The following is an 18,900-nucleotide window of genomic DNA, read 5'->3' as shown; positions in this document are numbered from 1 at the left end:
AATATTTCCTAATCATTCTATATTTAAGTACATTTGAAAGATAAGTTATCAGCACAATGAATATCACTTCCGAGCAACCGAAAATTATTGTAATTGGCAGTTCTTCTATCGATTTAGTTTTGAACACCGCGCATACTCCACAGCCTAATGAAACGGTTATGGCAGAAAAGTCTGAAAGTTTTTTTGGTGGAAAAGGAGCCAATCAGGCAGTCGCAACTTCCAGATTGGGCGCAAGCGTTTACTTTATCGGAGCGGTTGGTATGGATCCTTTTGGCCAGCAGATTTTCCGCAATTTAGTGGATGAAGGGGTAAATGTCAGCTATGTTGTCGAAATTGAAGACGCCCCAACCGGAACCGCGTACGTTGTTGCAGCAAAAGGAATTAATTCCATTGTCGTTGTTCCCGCATCGAATTATTACCTGCAGCCAAAACATGTAGAGGAGGCTGAAAAGCTTTTTGCTACCGCAGATCTGGTTTTAATTCAGCTTGAAATTCCGATGGACGTTGTAGAGTATACTGCGCAATTGGTGAAGAAAAATGATAAAAAATTGGGAATTTACGCTTCTCCTGCCAAACCTCTTTCTTCTGAAGTGATTGATACCGCCTCTTTCATCGTTGCCAAAAGCAATGAATTATCAATTATTTTTGGTGATGAACCCAGAGAACAGATTTTAAGAAGATATCCGAATAAATTATTTGTCCGCGATGACACCAATTCTACAACCTATTTCAATGGTACAGAAATGAAGTATTATCGGAATGATCATGATTCTGTATCTCACAAAATGGGTATGGGCGATGCCTTTACCGCAGGTTTTGCGGTCGCGCTTTGTCACCGGAATAATATCGACGACTGCGTGAAATTTGGTAATGATGTGTCTTTGAAAGTAACCAAAAACAGAGGTTCCCAAAGCGGACTACCGTACCTGAAAGATATAATTGAAGGATAATTTGCTATATTGAGCATATCGGTTTTTCCTTTTATTTCATTTAAATTTTATATTTTTAAAAAAGCAATTCCACTTATTGAAAGGTGGAATTTTTATTAAATGAAAGAACTTACTTTAAATACTCCAGATAAAATCCAACTTTCTGTAAAGATTTTCGAACCGGAATCTTCAAACGGAAAATTATTGCTCATTAATTCTGCAACCGGAGTGAAACAGCAGATTTATTTTTCCTTCGCAAAATATTTAGCAGATAACGGATTTGTCGTCATCACCTACGATTATCGGGGAATCGGGGAATCGAAACCAGAACAAATGAGCGGTTTCAAAGCCTCGATGAGAATTTGGGGAACGGTAGATTTTAAAACGGTTACTGATTTTATTCAACAGGAATATCCGGATTATACTAAATTTTGTTTAGGCCATTCCGTCGGTGCTTTAATTCTTGGGATGAATGATTATTCTGGTAATTTCGAGAAATTTATTTTTGTAGGAACGCAGGACGCTTATATTGGAAATTTAAATTTCAGCGTTGCGGTTACCGCTTTGCTGGGCTTCGGGATCGCACTTCCGGTGATGACTCATTTTTTTGGATATTTCCCGGCACACCGTTTCGGTTTGGGAGAATCTTTACCAAAAGGAGTTGCTTTCGACTGGCAGACTTTAATTTTAAATAAAAAATCCACAAGCCAACTTTATAGAGAAATTAAAGAAAATCATGCCCGGAAATTAAAACAGAAAACCTTTATTATCCACGCCGAAGATGACAACTGGGTGACTGAAAAAGGGATGAAAAATCTCCTGAAAAATGTTTATCCTGATTTAAAAACAACATTTAGAGAACTTAAAGCTTCTGAATCTGAGAAAGGCGAAATCGGACACATCAATTTTTTCAGAAGTTTCAATAAAAGACTTTGGAAGATTGTACTAGATGAACTTTAAAAAAAAATCTGGAAGTTTTAGTTCCCGGAATTTTTTTAATTATTGAAATTGATTTTCGAGATTTTTAAGCTCCGAAATGATGTGGTCTAATTTTGCATCCTGTTTTTTAATTTCCTTTTTACCGAGATAAAAATAAGCAAAAAGCATCCATAAATAAGTGATCACAAAAGTGAGAATCATCTTCCATAAATCTACATTTTTTAGTAATTCATAGAGATAAACTCCGAGTGCAATACTTAGTAAAGTGTAATAAACCGGCATGTTCCAAGATCTCTGTTTTTTCTGAAAAGCTCTGAAATTCTGCCATTGTTTCAAATGAAAACCAGGGGTTTGCGTTTCATCAATTTTATTGATTTCATTTGCTGTGAAAAGCATTAATAGCGCTTGAAGAAAACAAGTTGATGAAATAATGACCATTGATGAAATGATTGGAATGGTTTGTAATTTAGAGTCTAATAAAAACATTAAAACCAAGATGAAAATCCCTGTAAGCATCAATAATATGGCTCCTTTTGTGTAAGTGTTTTTCAGTTTCATACGATTGTTTTTTATTTTTGAAATGTTTGTGCTTTTTGTTGGAACCTTGGTTTCTGATTGTTTCCAAAGGTTTTCCAGTTCGTTAAATTCTTCCATAATTCATATATGTTTCCTGAAGTTCTTTTTTTATTCTGTGAATTTTCACACGCAGATTATTTTCGGTAATTCCTGTGATTTCTGCAATTTCTTCATAAGGTTTTTCTTCCAAAACCAAAGTGATGATAATTCTCTCACTTTCTTTCAATTTGCTGATGCATTCGTACAATCGGTTGATTTCCTTAGAGTTGTCATAAGTTTCTTCATGAACGAGTTTTGATAAAATCAGTTCAGAATTCTCCGCTTTGTTTTTTTGCTTTTTAATTCCAACCAAGCATGTATTAATGGCGATTCTGTAAATCCAAGTGCTGATTTTGCTTTCGTTCCGGAATTTGGGCAAACTGTTCCAAACTGAAATCCACGTTTCCTGGTGAAGATCGTCCGCAAATAATTTTTCACCCGAGTAACTCAAACATAATTTGTAAATTCTGGCAGAAAACTCTTTATAAAGTTGATCAAAATCGTAAGTCATCTTTTGAATATTTTGTAAAGGTCAATTTTGAATTTATAATTTTTCATTTAAAAGCTATTGGTGTTAATAAAATCAGATTTTCTGGTTTCTGTACATTGGATACAAATAGTCTAAAATTATTACAAAAATGGATGAAAAAAATCGATCGTGTCAAATAATTAAATTCTTTATTACGGCAACTCTTTTAAAATCATTAAATTTACAACAAAGTAAATCCAATGAAAATCTACACCAAAACCGGTGACAAAGGCGAAACTGCACTATATGGCGGAACCCGCGTTTCCAAAGCGTCCGCAAGAGTAGAATCTTACGGGACGATCGATGAACTCAACTCTTTTATCGGTGTTGCGAAATGTGAAATTATAGAAGAGGAGATTTTAAATCAACTCAGGAAAATTCAGTTTGATTTATTTACCGTCGGTTCAGAATCGGCGACACCTACCGATAAATTAACTTTAGCCAATGGGAAATCACGCCTGGCTTTAATGATTACCGATAAAGAAATTGAAGAACTCGAAAACTGGATGGATGCTTTTGAGAAAGAACTGGAGCCTTTACAATATTTTATTCTTCCGGGAGGCGGCAAATCTGCCACGACACTTCATGTTTGCAGAACTGTTTGCAGACGGGCAGAACGCAGCTTGGTTTTTCTCGGTGAATCTGAAGAAGTTCGCCCGGAACTCATCAAATATCTGAACCGACTTTCCGATTATTTATTCGTTTTGGCACGTTATGTTTCAAAAATAAATGGGGAAACCGAAGAATACTGGAATCCAAATGACCGATAAAGCGCTCCTTTTCATCAACGGAATCCCGCCAAAATATCTTCCACAAACTGAGGGGTATTCGTTAATAGCCTGTTCCGATGGAGCATTTCATTATTTGAAAGAGATGGATTTTCCATTTGAAAAACTCGATTTTATTTCCGGGGATTTCGATTCGCATTCCGGGAAAGACGAACAAATTTATAATGATAAATTTATATATACGCCAGATCAGGATAGAACCGATTTTGAAAAATCACTCGAGATTATCAAAGAAAAAGGATTTAAAACGATTGACGTTTACGGCGGAAGTGGTGGCGAAATGGATCATTTTTTAGGGAATCTGACCGTGGCATTTTTATTTAAAGACGATTTAAAGATTACTTTTTTTGATGAATATTCCACCTATTTTTTTGCGCCGAAAAAATTAGTTCTCGAAAACAGTAAGAATTGCATGATTTCATTATATCCGTATCCTGTGGCAGAAAAGGTGATAACAAAAGGTCTGAACTGGCCTTTAAATAAGGAAAACTTAGATATCACCAGCAGAATTGGAACGCGGAATTTCGCAAAAGATGACCAGGTGACCATCGAATTTGAAAGTGGAAATTTAGTCGTCTTTGTAGGAAAAACAGACCAACGCTAATTTTTAAGGAATTTTAAAATAAAAACCCAACTTTTTTCCTCAACTTTGCATTTTTAAAACTGTAAAATTTCAGCAACAAAATGAAAATTAAATATTCAGAACTTATCGATCAAACTTTGTATTTTCCAACCGAAGAATTTAACGTCTCGGAAAATATGCTTCAATTTCATGACATTCCTTTGATGGAGGTTATTGAACAGTTCGGTACGCCTCTGAAATTTAATTATCTGCCGAAAATATCTACCAATATTCAGCGTGCAAAAGCATGGTTCAAAGAAGCTTTCGAAATCAATGATTACAAAAAAAGTTACCGATACTGCTACTGTACCAAATCCAGCCACTTTGCTTTTGTGCTGGAAGAAGCACTGAAAAATGACATTTCACTCGAGACTTCTTCTGCTTATGATATCGATATCGTAAGATCTCTTTACGAAAAAGGGAAGTTCGATAAAACGGTGGAAGTGATTTGCAACGGTTTTAAAACCGATGATTATTTGGCAAAAATCTCTGATTTAATTAATAAAGGTTTTCACAATATTACACCGATTCTCGATAACTACCGGGAACTCGACAAACTGACAGAAAGCATCGATTCTACCTTCAATATCGGGATCCGTATCGCCTCGGAAGAGGAACCGAAATTCGAATTTTACACCTCCAGATTGGGGATTGGATACAAAGATATTATTCCTTATTACAGCCAGAAAATTGCAGACCATCCGAATGCAAGATTGAAAATGCTGCACTTTTTCATCAATACCGGAATCAAGGATACGGCTTACTATTGGAATGAATTATACAAATGTTTACGCGTTTATGCCCGTTTAAAAAAAATCGCGCCCGAAGTTGATTCTTTGAATATTGGTGGTGGTTTTCCGATAAAAACTTCTTTGAATTTCGATTACGATTACCAATATATGGTGAACGAAATTGTTTCTCAAATCAAAAAATTCTGTGAAGAAGAAGGCGTAGAAGAACCAAATATTTATACCGAATTTGGTAGTTTTACCGTTGGCGAAAGTGGTGGACATCTTTATAAAATAATCTCTCAAAAACGCCAGAACGACCGCGAGAAATGGAATATGATCGATTCGTCTTTTATGACGACTTTACCAGATACCTGGGCGATTTCCCGCAAATTTATTATGTTGCCACTCAACCGTTGGGAAGATACGTACGAACGGGTTTTCTTAGGAGGATTAACCTGTGATTCAGACGATTACTATAATTCAGAGCAGCATACCAATGCGATTTATTTACCGACTTTCAGCGACACAAAACCTTTGTATATCGGTTTTTTCAATACCGGTGCCTATCAGGAAACCATCGGCGGTTACGGCGGCGTTCACCACTGTTTGATGCCTCAGCCGAAACATATTTTGATCGATAAAGACGAAGAAGGCAATTTTGTATATACCGTTTTCCGGGAAGAGCAAAAACCGGATGATGTTTTGAAATTATTAGGATATTAAAATAAATAAGGAGCAACCAGATTGGTGCTCCTTTTTATTTTTCGGTCCCGCTGTCCACTATATCTTTTTCTTTCACTGTCGTGAAAAGAAAAAGGATGCCGTTTCCATCGGGGCTAAAACAACTTTCAGGTTTTTTTTCAAAGGCAACCTCTCTAAAAATACTTTCGACGATTATGTCTTTAGAATAAAAAATAAAATCAACTTACCGTTAAAAGTATTTAATAATTTTTTCAATCTCAATCTCCGAAAAATTAGAAATCAAAAGATTGGCTTGGTCATAATTCTGATTGATGGAATGTTCACTTTTGTAGGCGGTGCAGAAAATCCCGGCCGAGTGAGCTGCCATGATTCCGTTGGTAGAATCTTCAATGACCATGCAGCTTTCTCTTTTTTCGTCAGCGATTTCAGAGGCTAACAGAAAGATTTCAGGATGCGGTTTCGATTCCTTTAAATCGGCGCCACTGATTTTTCCAAGAAAATATTTGCCCAAATCAAACTTTTCAAAAACCATATCAATCGTAGTCATGCTGGCAGACGAAGCCAAAACGAGTTTTATATTATTTTCAAAATAATTTTCAATCAGATTTTTGACACCCGGAATTAAATTAAAATCTGCATCGCCGTAAAAATACTGTTTGAAATATTTTCTTTTGACAATTGCTAATTCTTCGGGAGTATTTTCAAGTTGGAATCTTTCGATAAGGGTGTTAGAAACTTTTTTTGTAGAAGCGCCGGTGAAGGTCGTGTATAACTCTTCAGAAACTTCAATTCCCAAATCGGCGAACATCTGGAAATAGGCTTTCCTGTGAAGAGGTTCGGTATCAACGATAACACCGTCCATATCGAATAAAACAGCTTTTAATGGCATTGATTGTTTTTTGTAAAAATAAGGGTTTTTACAGAGTTTCCGGAAATTTTCACTAAAGATTTAGATGACGGTAATAAATAGCAGCAGGCATTTTCTTATCTTTGAAAATCGAAAACTTATCATTTAAAATTTAAAAACTCATGAAAACCTACGCCGATATTCCAGAAGAAAATGCTCAGTTAGAAACCTCGAAAGTGATGCTGGTAACTGTTCCTTATGACGGAACTTCTACTTGGGGAAAAGGTGCTGACAAAGGCCCGGAACTTTTTTTAGACGCTTCCGAAAACATGGAACTGTACGATATCGAAACCAGTACAGAACCTTATTTGGAAGGTGTTTTTCTCGCAGGGGAAATCACCGAGAAATCTTCGCCGGAAGCGATGACGGCAGCGGTTTATAATAAAACCAAAGAACTTTTGGCGAACGACGGAAAATTATTTACCCTTTTCGGCGGCGAACATTCTGTATCGATTGGCTCCATTCGCGCGGTGGGTGAAAAATATGAAAACCTGACTGTTTTGCAGTTAGATGCGCACACCGATTTGCGTCCGGAGTTCCACGGATCTAAGTCTAATCACGCCTGCGCGGTTTATGAAGCCAGCCAAAAACATAATTTAGTTCAGGTAGGGATTCGTTCCATGGATATTGAAGAAATGGAATATGTGAACAAGGAGCAGTGTTTTTGGGCGCACCAAATTGCCAATAACGAAAACTGGATCAATGATGTTTTAGAAAAAGTTTCAGGGAATGTTTATATCACGATTGATTTGGATGCGTTCGATCCTTCGATTGCACCGTCCACAGGAACTCCGGAACCAGGCGGTTTACAATGGTATCCAACTTTGGAACTGCTGAGAAAAGTATTTGAAAAATGCAATGTGGTTGCTTTTGATATTGTTGAATTAATGGATTCTCCGATGCCAAAACCTACGGCGTTCTTAGCTGCAAAACTTTACTACAAAATGTTGGCGTATTATCACATCAGTAAGAATTAAGAAACGATAAATCAAAAATAAAAAACCCGTAGAATTTCTATGGGTTTTTTATTTTAACGTTCTAATAAAATATCGTCAACGTCTTTCATTCGTTGCATAACGGAACGCGCATAGGAGCAATGCGGATATATTTTCCAGTTGTTTTCTCTGGCGAAATTGATGCCTTCTTCGACCAGGTATTTGCCCATTCCTTTTCCTTCGAATTTTGAATGAACCAAGACGTAAGAGATAACTAATTTATTTTCGTCCGGGAAAATGGTGTAGGTTAATCTTCCAACTTCTTCGTCGTCATTGCTTAAAATCAGTACGCCGCCGTTTCCGGATCTGTTATTTTCGTATTTCATGATAATCGATTTTGTTCTTTAAATTTAAGGAAAATAAATTAAAAGACGTTTTTCTGCTTAAATACAGTTTTTCGTTTTGATAAAATCGCTGCGCCATAAGATTTAGATTAAAGATCTTTTCCGGTATAAAAATTATAATCTTTGATGATGACGTTGATGAATTGTCGCTCCGTCATTTTCGTTGGATCGATTTCTAATTTCAGGATTTCTTTAATTTTAGTTGAGAGTTTTGAAACGACTTGTCGGTCATCAATTTTCAAGGCTTTTTGATAATTTTCTTTAATGATTCTCACGTCGTTATCGGTCAGCGCAATGACTTGCGGAAAAAGGGGAACGTAGTCTTCTTTCAGGTTTTCAAGAATCGTCTGCGAAATAGTCACTCCGTTTTTTAAAGAAATAACTGCCGTGCCGGAGGCGATATCTCCTAACCGCTGGTTGTTTTTAGAAACAATCATGCTGATTAATCCGACCACGCCGGAGTTGGAGAAAACATCGATCAGACGGAAAAACCAGCGCATCAGATAATCGCCAAAGCCAGCCTGAAATCCATCGATTTTCACCACTTTTATTTTGACGATTTTCTTCCCAATAGTCTGCCCTTCCATGAGACTTTCGCACACCAGAGTGTAAATGTAAATCGGAAATGTGATGATGAGAATAACTGCCATTCTCGACCAATTATCCATACCGTCGAGCACCGAACCAAGATTTAGAATTCGAAAAAACACCAAAAAAAGAACAAATAAATAGGCTGCTTTTATTAAAATATCAATAAAGAAAGCCAGGATTCTTTCGCCAATACTTGCCGTATTGAAATTAATATTTACATTTTGTGAAGTATTTATAGCGATCAGCGACATATTTTTATTATTTTAGCGTCAGATGAGAGAGGTTGCATTTATCAAACAAAATAAAGAAAAATGGTTGGGAATCGAGCAGGTTATCGCGGGAAAAGTTAAAAAAAATCCGGATGATCTCTCTTCGCTGTACATTAATTTGGTGAATGACCTTTCTTTTGCACAGACCTACTTTCCCAAAAGCAAAACCACGGTTTACCTGAACCATCTTTCTTCCCTTATTTTCCAAAGAATTTATAAAACAAAAAGAGCCGAACAAAACCGACTGTTTGAGTTTTTCAAAACTGAAGTTCCGCTTTTGGTTCATCAGTACCGCAGGTATTTGTTTTATGCGTTCGGATTTTTTATTTTGTTTACGTTAATCGGTTTTATTTCAGCGTATTACGATAAAGAATTTGTCAGAATTATTTTGGGTGATGAATATGTAAATACAACGCTTGAGAATATTGAAAAGGGAAATGCGGTGGGCGTTTATCAGCAAGGTTCGGATTGGGGAAGTGCCATTGCCATCATTTTTAACAATCTGAAAGTCGGCGCTATTCTATTTGTCTATGGCGTTTTCGGTGGCGTAGGAACTTTGTATGCTTTGTTGCAGAACAGTATTATGCTCGGCTCATTTCAGTATTTTTTTCACGAACATGGCGCATTGAAAGAAAGTGCGAGTGGAATCTGGCTCCACGGCGTTTTCGAAATTTTCAGCATGGTTGTAGAAGCGATGGCAGGATTGATTTTAGGCGCTTCCATTTTATTTCCGAAAACCTATTCGCGTTTTAATTCCTTTAAATTGGGTTTTAAAGATGCTTTTAAAATATTTTTAAGTACCGTTCCCTTTACTATTGTCGCGGGAATTATCGAAGGTTATGTGACAAGATATGCGTTGGTAATGCCGGGAATTATTAATGGACTTATCATTTTCGGCACGCTTTCATTGGTCGGTTACTATTATTTTATCTATCCATATTCAGTAGCAAAAAAAACAAGAATATATGATGCAGTTTTATCAGAAACGGGACTTCGGAACCTTTATTAGCGACACATTTGCCTTTTTTAAAGAACACGGAAAAAACTACTTTAAAAATTATCTTTTAATCAACGGGATTTTATTAATTCTGATGGTTCTGATTTTTGTTTTAGGATACCGTGAATTATTCTCACAAATGATGGGTTCCAATACCAGCGGACAGAATTATTATTTTGAGGCTTATTTTCAGGAAAACCAGACGATGCTTATTTTCGTTTCCACTATTGTGTTTATTCTGTTTCTGGCCGTCACGATGGTTTCCTATTCGTACCCGATTCTGTATCTGAAAAGGCTGACTGAAACCGGTGATAAAAATATTAAAGCCGACGATATTTTAAGTGATCTGAAAAGCAATATCGGACGGTTTCTGAAATTGTTTCTCGGACTGCTTTTTATCGTAACACCGCTGGCGATGATCGTCTTCGGACTCTCGGTGATGTTGATGTTTATCCTGATCGGGTTTTTGCTGATATTTTTAGTCGGACCCACTTTGATGAACATCGTTAATTTTTTAATGTTTGATTATTTCAATACCAGGAAAGGTTTTTTCGAATCTTTGAGTTATGCCGTAAGAGCGCAGTTCTCTTATCGAAACGGTCGGGAAAAATCTCCTTTTTGGAAATATTGGGGATCCACCGTCGTGATGTATTTAATCATTCAAACGGTTTCGTCCATTTTCACGATGATACCGATGATGTTTATTTTTGGCGGCATGATGACGGTTCCGCAAACGGGAGAATTGCAGCAAAACCCTTTTGAAGGGACTATGGGAATTTTTATTTTTATCATCTACGGAATTTCCCTTCTTTTTTCTTTTTTAATGATTAACGTTATTTTTGTAAACTCCGGGTTGCAGTATTATGACAGCCGCACAGACCTTCACAGGAATTTAGACTTATCAGAAATCGATACGATTGGCAGCAATGAAATTTAAGATATTCCTCTTCTTTTTTATATTACAGTTTATAGCCGGGAATTCTCAGGAACTTCCGCCACCGCCCATTACCCGTTTTTCGGATTCGCTGGAAACTTATGAAAACGGACAATATTACACCGATTCGCTTCTGCTCGAAAAGCCTACGACCAATAATATTGTTTTTCCCAAAAGTTTTGATCAAAAATTTCAGTCCAAATATAAAGGGTCAGATTATGATTACACGACAGTAAAACCCAGAGAATCGATCTGGCAAAAGATTCAGAAAAGAATAATGAAAATTCTGGAAGCGATTTTTGGAAAAGTTGATCCCAGTAAAACTGCTTCGTATGCGGAAAATATCATGCGGATTTTCGCAGTGATCATTATCGGTTTTGTCCTCTATTTTTTAATTAAATTTTTACTGGGCAAAGACGGAAATTTATTTTTCAGTAAGAAAAATAAGAAAATCAATATCGACGATCAGGATCTTCACGAAAATATCCATGAAATAAATTTCAGTGAAAGCATTGAAAAATTTGAAAGTCAGAAAGAGTATCGTTCCGCGGTTCGTTATCAGTTTTTATTGGTTTTAAAGAAACTGGCCGATAAAAAACTGATTGCCTGGAATCCCGAAAAAACCAATAAAGATTATCTTTCAGAATTAAAATCAAAAGATGTAAAATCGGGTTTTAAAGAACTGGCTTACGTTTTCGAGTATGTCTGGTATGGCGAATTTGAGATTAATGAAGAGAATTATCTTTATTTTAAACAGAAATTTTTAAATTTTAAGATCTAGAAATCTCATTGGGATTTAGTGAAACATGAATAAAACATTCAAATTATATGGCTTGATTTTCATCATCGTGATGGCGGTTTTGGCGTTGCTGGAACTGACAAAATCCGACGTTACCGATTGGCGAAAGAATTTCGATGTTCATGAAAAGTCGCCTTTTGGTTTGTTGATCTTTAGCAAAGAAGTGGATCACCTTTTAAAAAATAAAGTACAGCGAACCGATCTTTCACCTTATGATTTCTATAAAACGCAAAAATTAAAAGCTCATAATATTTTAATGGTCCAGTCAGAAATCGATTCGGAATCCTGGAATAAAATTCTGCAGAACGTCGAAACCGGATCCGATGCATTCATTATTTCAGATTCTTTCAATAAAAAAGTGGCGGACTCGCTCGGTTTTTCAGCTTCAAGAATAAGTTATGAAGATTCTAATCTTTTATTGTTGACCGACGAAAAATTCGCTCAGGATTCTTTAAAAATCGATAAGTTACCGTCTGGAAAAGGATTTGAACTTATTCTTGAAAGTGATGAAATCTTAGGAAAAGAAGCAAGTGACAGTAAAATGGCGAATTTTATTAAAGTCGGTCACGGCAAAGGAAATCTTTATTTACATGCAGAACCATTGATTTTAACTAATTATTATTTGCTAAAGCCCGGGAATGAAAAATATGTTCAGGATGTATTTTCTTATCTTCCGGACCGGGAAACGGTTTGGTTTTCGGGAGCCAATAAAAACAGAACAGAATCCCGGTCGCCACTGCGGTTTATTTTGTCGAAACCCGCGCTCCGTTACGCCTGGTGGTTGTTTTTAGGTGGACTTTTATTGTTTATCATTTTTAATGCGAAACGCAAACAGAGAATCGTTCCCGTGATTGAACCAAAGAAAAATAAGTCGGTCGAATTTGTAAAAAGCATCGGGAATTTATATTTGCAGGAAGGCGATTTCCACGATATGATGGCAAAAAAAGCGCAATATTTTCTCAATCGGGTGAGAATGGATCTGTTAATCGATACCAAGGATTTAGATGAGAAATTCATTCATCTTCTCCATCTGAAAACCGGAAAAAGTGTAGAGGAAATTACAGAAGCCACCGAATTGATTAAGAAAGGTCAGGATCCTTATGCCAGCGTGATGAAAGAAGATTTAATAAAAATGAATACATTGTTAGACGGGATTTTACAATAAAATCCATCAACTTTAATTAAAAAAAAGACCATTCAACCCAAAATAATTATGGAAAATTTTGCAACTCAAAATCAAGAAAATCTAAATACTGAATTTCGCCCGCGATTGGATATGACCGAACTTCAACAAAGTTTGGAAGGTGTAAAAACCGAAATAGGGAAAGTGATTATCGGCCAGGAATCGATGATCGAACATTTGTTGGTGGCACTTTTGTCTAATGGTCATGTTTTGATCGAAGGCGTTCCCGGAGTTGCAAAAACCATCACGGCAAAATTACTGGCGAAAACGGTAGAGGTCGGTTTCAACAGAATTCAGTTTACACCGGATTTGATGCCTTCTGATATTTTGGGAACGTCAATTTTTAATGTTAAAAATTCAGAATTTGAATTCAAAAAAGGACCAATATTCTCCAGTTTTATTTTGATTGATGAAATCAACCGTTCACCTGCGAAAACCCAAGCCGCTTTATTTGAAGTGATGGAAGAACGCCAAATCACGATGGATGGGAAGCAATACGAAATGCAGGAACCTTTTTTGGTGGTCGCCACACAAAATCCAATCGAACATGAAGGAACATATCGCCTTCCGGAAGCGCAACTCGACCGTTTTCTTTTCAAAATAAATGTCGGTTATCCAAATCTTTCGCAAGAAATAGAAATCATTAAAAATCAGCATGAAAATAAACTGGAAGATAAAACCGATGCTGTGCAGAAAGTGATTACCGGCGCACAGTTGAAAAATTATCAAAATCTGGTGAAAGACGTTGTTGTGGAAACTCAGCTGCTCGAATATATTGCAAAAATCATTGTGAATACGAGAGAAAATCAATTCCTTTATTTGGGCGCTTCCCCCAGAGCGAGTTTGGCCTTACTGACGGCTTCTAAATCATTTGCCGCCGTTCGTGGACGAGATTTTGTAACGCCGGAAGATATCAAAGAAGCCAGTTACGCCGTTCTTCGCCACCGCGTGATGGTTTCCCCGGAACGCGAAATGGAAGGTTTAACGGCTGACGAAATTATCCGTCAAATTTTGGAAGCGATAGAAATTCCGAGGTAATGAATTTTGTGGTGAAAATATTAAAACATTAAAAAATGAAAAACCTATACCTTAACAACCGTCTTTTCTTCGCGCTTTTCGGTGTGGGATTTACTTACGTTCTGGCGTTTTTCTTTCCGGTTTTAATGTGGATTGCACATGGGGTTTTGGTTTTAATTCTCATCGTATTTATCGTTGATTATATGCTTTTATTTAATCAAAAAAAGGCAGTTCAGGCACAAAGAATTTTACCTGAAAAATTATCAAATGGCGATCAGAATTCGATAAAAATTGATCTTAAAAACAATTATCCGTTTACCATTAAAACGAAAGTGATTGATGAAATTCCTTTTCAGTTTCAGAAGCGGGATTTCAATATTGAAAGAACCATTAAACCAAATGAAAATATCCTTTTTGAATATCTACTTGAACCGAAAGAACGCGGTGAATACAGTTTTGGGAACCTCAATGTTTTTGTAGAATCGCCTTTGGGATTGGTTTCCAGAAGATTTACTTATCAGAAAGAAGCGGTGTTGCCGAGTTATCCATCTTTTATTCATTTAAGAAAATATGAATTGATGGCGCTTCAAAACGAATTTCTTTTGGGTGGAATTAAAAAAATCCGCAAATTGGGTCACACGATGGAATTTGAACAAATCAAAGAATATGTGCCCGGTGATGACGTAAGAACGATTAACTGGAAGGCGACTTCGAAAAGAAATCAATTGATGGTCAATCAGTTTCAGGACGAGAAATCGCAACGGATTTTCATGTTGATCGATAGTGGCAGAACGATGCAAATGCCTTTTAATGGATTAAATTTACTCGATTATTCGATTAATGCAACGATGGCTTTAAGTCACATTATCCTGAAAAAAAATGACCGTGCCGGAATGATGACTTTCTCCAAAAAAACAGAACATAAAGTCGCTGCTGACAATAAATCAGGACAGTTGAAAAAGATTTCGGAAGCGCTTTATAATATTCAAACTAATTTTTTCGAAAGTGATTTCAGCAGATTGTATCAGGATGTAAAATATACAGTGGGACAAAGAAGTTTGATTTTACTTTTTACTAATTTTGAAACTTTGGACGCGGTAAACCGACAAATGAAATATCTCCGCGGAATTGCAAAAAACCATTTGTTGGTGATTATTTTCTTTAAAAATGCTGAACTTCAGAGTTTAATCAATACCAATCCTGAAAACATTCAGGAAGTCTATGATGAGATCATCGCCGAAAAATTCGAGTACGAAAAGAAATTAATTATTCAGGAACTTCGGAAATACGGGATTTATACGGTTTATACTTTGCCGGAAAATTTGAATATTGAAGTCATTAATAAATATCTGGAAATAAAAGCGAGAGGAATTTTATAATTTCTTTAATCATGATATATTTTACCGCAAAAGAGACAAAAGTTTCAGTGTGAAAAACGAGCAAATCAAAGAATGCAAAAGTTATGGTCTGCAATTTTTTTAGTTTTTAAAAATGAGAAAACTGACTTTTGTGTACTGGCTTTTTTATAGAAATCCAATAAAGTTTTAATAAATTTGAGATATGAAAATTACCCTAAATAGAATCAACGATGATTACTTGTTTGAATGCACCAATTCGTTGGGCAACAAAATTCTTTTAGACAACACGTCGCAATCTGAAGGAACGAAAGGCGTTTCTCCCATGGAAACTCTTTTGATGGCTGTTGCCGGTTGCAGCGGAATCGACATGGTTTCAATCCTGAAAAAGCAAAGACAGGAAATTACCAAATTTTCTGCAGAAGTTGTTGGTGAAAGAGTTCAGGTTGACGAAGCAAAACCGTTTAAAACCATTTTGGTTACATTTTTTGTTGACGGAAATATAGATCCGAAAAAAGCCGAACGAGCCGCTGCATTATCTTTCGAAAAATACTGTTCGGTTTCTAAAACCCTGGAACCGAATGTGACGGTGAATTACGAGGTTTTCGTGAATGGTGAGAAAGTAGGAATATAGTAAAAATTTTAAATAAAAAAATGAATAAAAAAATGAATAAAAAGATATTTTATTATGTCGCGTGTATATATTTATTAGTTAAAGGTGTTGCTGCATTACGAAAAATAATATTTATTAAAGATAGTATAATCATAAGCAGTTCAACTGAATCAATGGCTTATAAAATCGGATATGTATCAGGAATTGTTGCCGAAATTATCATTTGTCTTACTTTAGTAATATTTATTTTTCAGAATTTTATAATGAAAAAATCCTTAACCGAACTGAAATCCATTAAACAGATTTAAAAATTTGTAGAAACTGATCAATCACATTTAAAAATAATAAAAGCAGCATTTCAAAATGCTGCTTTTTCATAATTCTTACCTCGGCCTCGAACCCATTCTCGGCTGTATCAATTTTGCAATCGTCGCCGTCCAGCCGGTTTGGTGAGATGCACCAATTCCTTCGCCCGTATCACCGTTGAAATATTCGTGAAACATAATGTAGTTTTTGAAAAATTCATTGTGGTTCAACAGATCATTTCCGCCATTGAAAGGCCTGTTCCCGTTTTCATCTTTACTGAAAATCGAGTAGAGTCTTTTGCTCAAGTCGGTAGCGATAAAATCGAGATTCCGGCTTTTTCCGCTGTTGGTAGGATATTCGATCTGCAAACTGTCGCCATAATAATAATGGAAACGCTGTAAACTCTCTACAATCAGAAAATTAATTGGGAACCAAATGGGGCCGCGCCAGTTGCTGTTACCCCCGAACATGCTGCTGTCACTTTCTGCAGGAGTATATTTTACTTTGAAATCTTTGCCATCGACGGTGAAGAGATAGGGCTCATTTTCATAAATTTTCGACATCGAACGGATTCCGTAATCTGATAAGAATTCATTTTCATCAACCATTCGGCACAGAACTCTTTTCAGCCGGGTTTTTCGCAGAATGCTCATCAGGTGTTTTCCGCCTTTTCCTTCTACTTCCCAATGTGAAACCAAATCAGCCAAATGCGGTTTGTTTTTAAGAATCCACTGCATTCTATCCAGAAAATTAGGCAGTTTTTCCAGCATACTGTGTTCTACAATTTCTACGGCAAACAAAGGAATTAACCCAACAATACTTCTCAATTTTAAGGAAATAGAATCGCCATTGTTCAATTGCAGAAGGTCGTAGAAAAAACCGTCTTCGTCATTCCACAAACCATTTTTCGTTTCGCCGATATTTTCCATGGCTTCGGCGATATAGAGATAATGCTCGAAAAATTTAATCGCCATATCTTCATAAATCGGATTGTACTGTGCCAGTTCCATTGAAATCCGCATCATGTTCAGAGCAAACATCGCCATCCAACTCGTGCCGTCGGCCTGCTCTAAATGGTCGCCGTTTTTGAATTCCATATTACGGTCAAAAGCACCGATATTATCCAAGCCTAAAAATCCGCCACCAAAGACATTGTTTCCTTTTTTATCTTTTCGGTTCACCCACCAGGTAAAATTCAATAATAATTTTTGAAAAACACTTTCCAGAAAAGGGACATCGGGTTTTCCGTTGATCATCTGGTCAATTTTAAAAACCCGGAAAGTGGACCACGCATGAACAGGCGGATTGACGTCGCTGAAATCCCACTCATAAGCCGGCAACTGTCCGTTCGGATGAATGTACCATTCTTTCGTGAGTAACCTTAATTGTTGTTTCGCAAAACCTGAATCCAGAATAGCAAAAGGGACACAGTGAAACGCCAAATCCCACGTCGCAAACCACGGATATTCCCATTTGTCGGGCATCGAAATAATGTCCTTATTCTGCATGTGTTCCCATTCTTTATTTCTCACATGATGATGGAAATTTCTTGGGGCATTCAGTTTCGGCTCTCCTTTCAGCCATTTAGAGACATTATAATGGTAGAACTGTTTGTTCCATAATAGTCCTGCAAATGCCTGTCTTTGAATCATTTTTTCTTCTTCATCGGTAATTTCTTTTTGGATTCCTTGGTAGTATTCGTCGGCTTCTTTTTTTCTTAAACTAAAAACGTCGTCGAAGTCAAAGAAAGCATTTTTCATATCATGCGGACTCAACCGGAAATCGAAAGTTTTGCTTTCGCCGGCTTCAATTTCTGTATCGATTGCGAAACAGGCTTTAGTTCCGGTTTGGTCAGGATTTACAGCATTTCGGTCGTCATGAATTATAAAATTATTGATGCCGTCTTTATAGTATTTTGGTTCACTGCTCGCGCCATGAATTGTAGCCGGATTACTTTCGTTATTGCAAAAAAGAGCTTCTGTATTTTGATCCCGGGAATATAATTTGATGACGGGTAAAGACTCATGATGAATTTCAATGTCGCCGGTTGCCGAAGATTTTAGTTGAGGTTGATAATCTCCGAAGCCCCAGTTCCAGTTGTTTCTAAACCAGATTGTTGGTAAAATAACAAGCGGCGCTTTGTGACGGCTCCGGTTTACTGCCGTGACACGGATTAGATAATCATCATGATTTATTTTAGCATATTCAATGAAAAGATCAAAGTAATTATTGTCATTAAATATCCCGGTGTCGATCAACTCAAATTCCGGATCGTGCTTCGATCTCCTTGCGTTTTCTGCAATTAAATAGTCATAAGGAAATTCACTGACCGGATATTTATACACCATTTTCATGTAAGAATGGGTCGGTGTATTATCCAGATAATAGTAGAGTTCTTTTAAATCCTCGCCATGATTTCCTTCATGATTACTCAATCCAAAGAAACGTTCTTTGATCATTTTGTCTTTGCGGTTCCAAAATGAAAAAGCAAAACATAATCTTTGTTTAGAGTCACAGATTCCTGCGATTCCGTCCTCACTCCAGCGATAGGCTCTGCTGATGGCCTGGTTGTAAGTTGTATATCCCCAGGCATTTCCATCATTGCTGTAATCTTCCCGAACCGTTCCCCATTGTCTGTTGCTTACGTACGGTCCCCACGTTTTCCAGTTCTCATCGAGCATTCTTTCTTTCTCCGTCATCTTTCTAAAATAATTTCTGGTGCGAAATTAAGGAAT

Annotated in this window: 19 protein-coding genes; 13 read left to right on the top strand and 6 right to left on the bottom strand. The window is 36.7% G+C overall.

From position 1 onward, the window contains the following. Positions 1-56 precede the first annotated feature (56 nt). Positions 57-950, top strand: coding sequence for a ribokinase (locus QF004_RS07445; RefSeq protein ID WP_133438868.1), 894 nt, complete (start codon positions 57-59; stop codon positions 948-950). Between the two features lie 99 nt (positions 951-1,049). Beyond that, complete coding sequence (locus tag QF004_RS07440) at positions 1,050-1,889, top strand: alpha/beta fold hydrolase (RefSeq protein ID WP_307424528.1); 840 nt, start codon at positions 1,050-1,052, stop codon at positions 1,887-1,889. A 39-nt stretch (positions 1,890-1,928) separates the two neighbouring features. On the opposite strand, the gene QF004_RS07435 is transcribed toward QF004_RS07440, so the two are convergent. Next, positions 1,929-2,426, bottom strand: coding sequence for a hypothetical protein (locus QF004_RS07435; RefSeq protein ID WP_307424525.1), 498 nt, complete (start codon positions 2,424-2,426; stop codon positions 1,929-1,931). Positions 2,427-2,508: 82 nt separating this feature from the next. Further along, positions 2,509-2,994, bottom strand: coding sequence for an RNA polymerase sigma factor (locus QF004_RS07430; RefSeq protein ID WP_133438865.1), 486 nt, complete (start codon positions 2,992-2,994; stop codon positions 2,509-2,511). Between the two features lie 218 nt (positions 2,995-3,212). Here QF004_RS07430 and QF004_RS07425 point away from each other — a divergent pair, with 218 nt between their 5' ends. The 3 genes from QF004_RS07425 (at position 3,213) to QF004_RS07415 (ending at position 5,876) form a co-directional block, all read left to right on the top strand. Continuing rightward, the gene (locus QF004_RS07425; protein ID WP_307424521.1) at positions 3,213-3,782 is read left to right on the top strand and encodes a cob(I)yrinic acid a,c-diamide adenosyltransferase; all 570 of its coding nucleotides are present in this window, start codon (positions 3,213-3,215) and stop codon (positions 3,780-3,782) included. After that, positions 3,742-4,404: a thiamine diphosphokinase gene (locus QF004_RS07420; protein ID WP_246012421.1), complete on the top strand. Its 663-nt coding sequence runs from the start codon at positions 3,742-3,744 to the stop codon at positions 4,402-4,404. Before QF004_RS07425 ends, QF004_RS07420 begins: the two co-directional genes overlap by 41 nt. A gap of 80 nt (positions 4,405-4,484) precedes the next feature. Then, the gene (locus QF004_RS07415; RefSeq protein WP_133438863.1) at positions 4,485-5,876 is read left to right on the top strand and encodes an arginine decarboxylase; all 1,392 of its coding nucleotides are present in this window, start codon (positions 4,485-4,487) and stop codon (positions 5,874-5,876) included. Positions 5,877-6,084: 208 nt separating this feature from the next. Here QF004_RS07415 and QF004_RS07410 read toward each other — a convergent pair whose 3' ends face one another. Continuing rightward, positions 6,085-6,744 (bottom strand): HAD family phosphatase, encoded by a 660-nt coding sequence (locus tag QF004_RS07410; RefSeq protein ID WP_307424516.1) that lies wholly within the window; start codon positions 6,742-6,744, stop codon positions 6,085-6,087. A 140-nt stretch (positions 6,745-6,884) separates the two neighbouring features. Between QF004_RS07410 and speB the strand changes: the two genes are divergently transcribed. Further along, positions 6,885-7,739, top strand: a complete 855-nt coding sequence (gene speB, locus QF004_RS07405; protein WP_307424514.1) for an agmatinase — start codon at positions 6,885-6,887, stop codon at positions 7,737-7,739. 53 nt (positions 7,740-7,792) lie between these two features. Here the strand turns inward: speB and QF004_RS07400 are convergent, their stop codons facing one another. Beyond that, on the bottom strand, positions 7,793-8,083 hold the full coding sequence (locus tag QF004_RS07400) for a GNAT family N-acetyltransferase (RefSeq protein ID WP_307424511.1): 291 nt from the start codon (positions 8,081-8,083) through the stop codon (positions 7,793-7,795). A gap of 107 nt (positions 8,084-8,190) precedes the next feature. Continuing rightward, positions 8,191-8,943, bottom strand: coding sequence for an RDD family protein (locus QF004_RS07395; protein ID WP_133438859.1), 753 nt, complete (start codon positions 8,941-8,943; stop codon positions 8,191-8,193). Between the two features lie 22 nt (positions 8,944-8,965). Between QF004_RS07395 and QF004_RS07390 the strand changes: the two genes are divergently transcribed. From QF004_RS07390 to QF004_RS07360, 7 genes are all read left to right on the top strand, one after another. After that, positions 8,966-9,970 carry a stage II sporulation protein M gene (locus tag QF004_RS07390; RefSeq protein ID WP_307424508.1) on the top strand — a complete coding sequence of 335 codons (1,005 nt, stop codon included), beginning with the start codon at positions 8,966-8,968 and terminating at the stop codon, positions 9,968-9,970. Then, the gene (locus QF004_RS07385) at positions 9,927-10,895 is read left to right on the top strand and encodes a DUF4013 domain-containing protein (protein ID WP_307424505.1); all 969 of its coding nucleotides are present in this window, start codon (positions 9,927-9,929) and stop codon (positions 10,893-10,895) included. Before QF004_RS07390 ends, QF004_RS07385 begins: the two co-directional genes overlap by 44 nt. Further along, the gene (locus QF004_RS07380) at positions 10,885-11,673 is read left to right on the top strand and encodes a DUF4129 domain-containing protein (RefSeq protein WP_307424502.1); all 789 of its coding nucleotides are present in this window, start codon (positions 10,885-10,887) and stop codon (positions 11,671-11,673) included. The genes QF004_RS07385 and QF004_RS07380 overlap by 11 nt, the downstream gene beginning before the upstream one ends. Positions 11,674-11,698: 25 nt before the next feature. Continuing rightward, a complete protein-coding gene (locus QF004_RS07375) occupies positions 11,699-12,856 on the top strand; it encodes a DUF4350 domain-containing protein (protein ID WP_307424499.1) in 1,158 nt (385 codons plus the stop codon). A gap of 48 nt (positions 12,857-12,904) precedes the next feature. Then, entirely contained in the window at positions 12,905-13,912 is a 1,008-nt protein-coding gene (locus QF004_RS07370) for a MoxR family ATPase (RefSeq protein ID WP_307424496.1), read from the top strand. 35 nt (positions 13,913-13,947) lie between these two features. Further along, positions 13,948-15,270, top strand: a complete 1,323-nt coding sequence (locus QF004_RS07365; RefSeq protein ID WP_307424492.1) for a DUF58 domain-containing protein — start codon at positions 13,948-13,950, stop codon at positions 15,268-15,270. Between the two features lie 181 nt (positions 15,271-15,451). Continuing rightward, a complete protein-coding gene (locus tag QF004_RS07360; RefSeq protein WP_307424490.1) occupies positions 15,452-15,880 on the top strand; it encodes an OsmC family protein in 429 nt (142 codons plus the stop codon). Between the two features lie 362 nt (positions 15,881-16,242). On the opposite strand, the gene QF004_RS07355 is transcribed toward QF004_RS07360, so the two are convergent. After that, positions 16,243-18,864, bottom strand: a complete 2,622-nt coding sequence (locus tag QF004_RS07355) for a glucosidase (protein WP_133438851.1) — start codon at positions 18,862-18,864, stop codon at positions 16,243-16,245. Between the last annotated feature and the right edge of the window lie 36 nt (positions 18,865-18,900).

This window comes from Chryseobacterium sp. MDT2-18 (genome assembly GCF_030815285.1).
GTDB lineage: Bacteria > Bacteroidota > Bacteroidia > Flavobacteriales > Weeksellaceae > Kaistella > Kaistella salivictor.
Note: the sequence above shows the minus strand (reverse complement) of the source record. Positions and strands in the feature narration are given on the sequence as shown.

What these genes read in the sequence shown, in the direction of transcription:
- QF004_RS07445 (WP_133438868.1), top strand. Translation starts at nt 57, where the DNA reads ATGAATATCACTTCCGAGCAACCGAAAATTATTGTAATTGGCAGTTCT.
- QF004_RS07440 (WP_307424528.1), top strand. Translation starts at nt 1,050, where the DNA reads ATGAAAGAACTTACTTTAAATACTCCAGATAAAATCCAACTTTCTGTA.
- QF004_RS07435 (WP_307424525.1), bottom strand. Translation starts at nt 2,426, where the DNA reads ATGAAACTGAAAAACACTTACACAAAAGGAGCCATATTATTGATGCTT.
- QF004_RS07430 (WP_133438865.1), bottom strand. Translation starts at nt 2,994, where the DNA reads ATGACTTACGATTTTGATCAACTTTATAAAGAGTTTTCTGCCAGAATT.
- QF004_RS07425 (WP_307424521.1), top strand. Translation starts at nt 3,213, where the DNA reads ATGAAAATCTACACCAAAACCGGTGACAAAGGCGAAACTGCACTATAT.
- QF004_RS07420 (WP_246012421.1), top strand. Translation starts at nt 3,742, where the DNA reads ATGGGGAAACCGAAGAATACTGGAATCCAAATGACCGATAAAGCGCTC.
- QF004_RS07415 (WP_133438863.1), top strand. Translation starts at nt 4,485, where the DNA reads ATGAAAATTAAATATTCAGAACTTATCGATCAAACTTTGTATTTTCCA.
- QF004_RS07410 (WP_307424516.1), bottom strand. Translation starts at nt 6,744, where the DNA reads ATGCCATTAAAAGCTGTTTTATTCGATATGGACGGTGTTATCGTTGAT.
- speB (WP_307424514.1), top strand. Translation starts at nt 6,885, where the DNA reads ATGAAAACCTACGCCGATATTCCAGAAGAAAATGCTCAGTTAGAAACC.
- QF004_RS07400 (WP_307424511.1), bottom strand. Translation starts at nt 8,083, where the DNA reads ATGAAATACGAAAATAACAGATCCGGAAACGGCGGCGTACTGATTTTA.
- QF004_RS07395 (WP_133438859.1), bottom strand. Translation starts at nt 8,943, where the DNA reads ATGTCGCTGATCGCTATAAATACTTCACAAAATGTAAATATTAATTTC.
- QF004_RS07390 (WP_307424508.1), top strand. Translation starts at nt 8,966, where the DNA reads ATGAGAGAGGTTGCATTTATCAAACAAAATAAAGAAAAATGGTTGGGA.
- QF004_RS07385 (WP_307424505.1), top strand. Translation starts at nt 9,927, where the DNA reads ATGATGCAGTTTTATCAGAAACGGGACTTCGGAACCTTTATTAGCGAC.
- QF004_RS07380 (WP_307424502.1), top strand. Translation starts at nt 10,885, where the DNA reads ATGAAATTTAAGATATTCCTCTTCTTTTTTATATTACAGTTTATAGCC.
- QF004_RS07375 (WP_307424499.1), top strand. Translation starts at nt 11,699, where the DNA reads ATGAATAAAACATTCAAATTATATGGCTTGATTTTCATCATCGTGATG.
- QF004_RS07370 (WP_307424496.1), top strand. Translation starts at nt 12,905, where the DNA reads ATGGAAAATTTTGCAACTCAAAATCAAGAAAATCTAAATACTGAATTT.
- QF004_RS07365 (WP_307424492.1), top strand. Translation starts at nt 13,948, where the DNA reads ATGAAAAACCTATACCTTAACAACCGTCTTTTCTTCGCGCTTTTCGGT.
- QF004_RS07360 (WP_307424490.1), top strand. Translation starts at nt 15,452, where the DNA reads ATGAAAATTACCCTAAATAGAATCAACGATGATTACTTGTTTGAATGC.
- QF004_RS07355 (WP_133438851.1), bottom strand. Translation starts at nt 18,864, where the DNA reads ATGACGGAGAAAGAAAGAATGCTCGATGAGAACTGGAAAACGTGGGGA.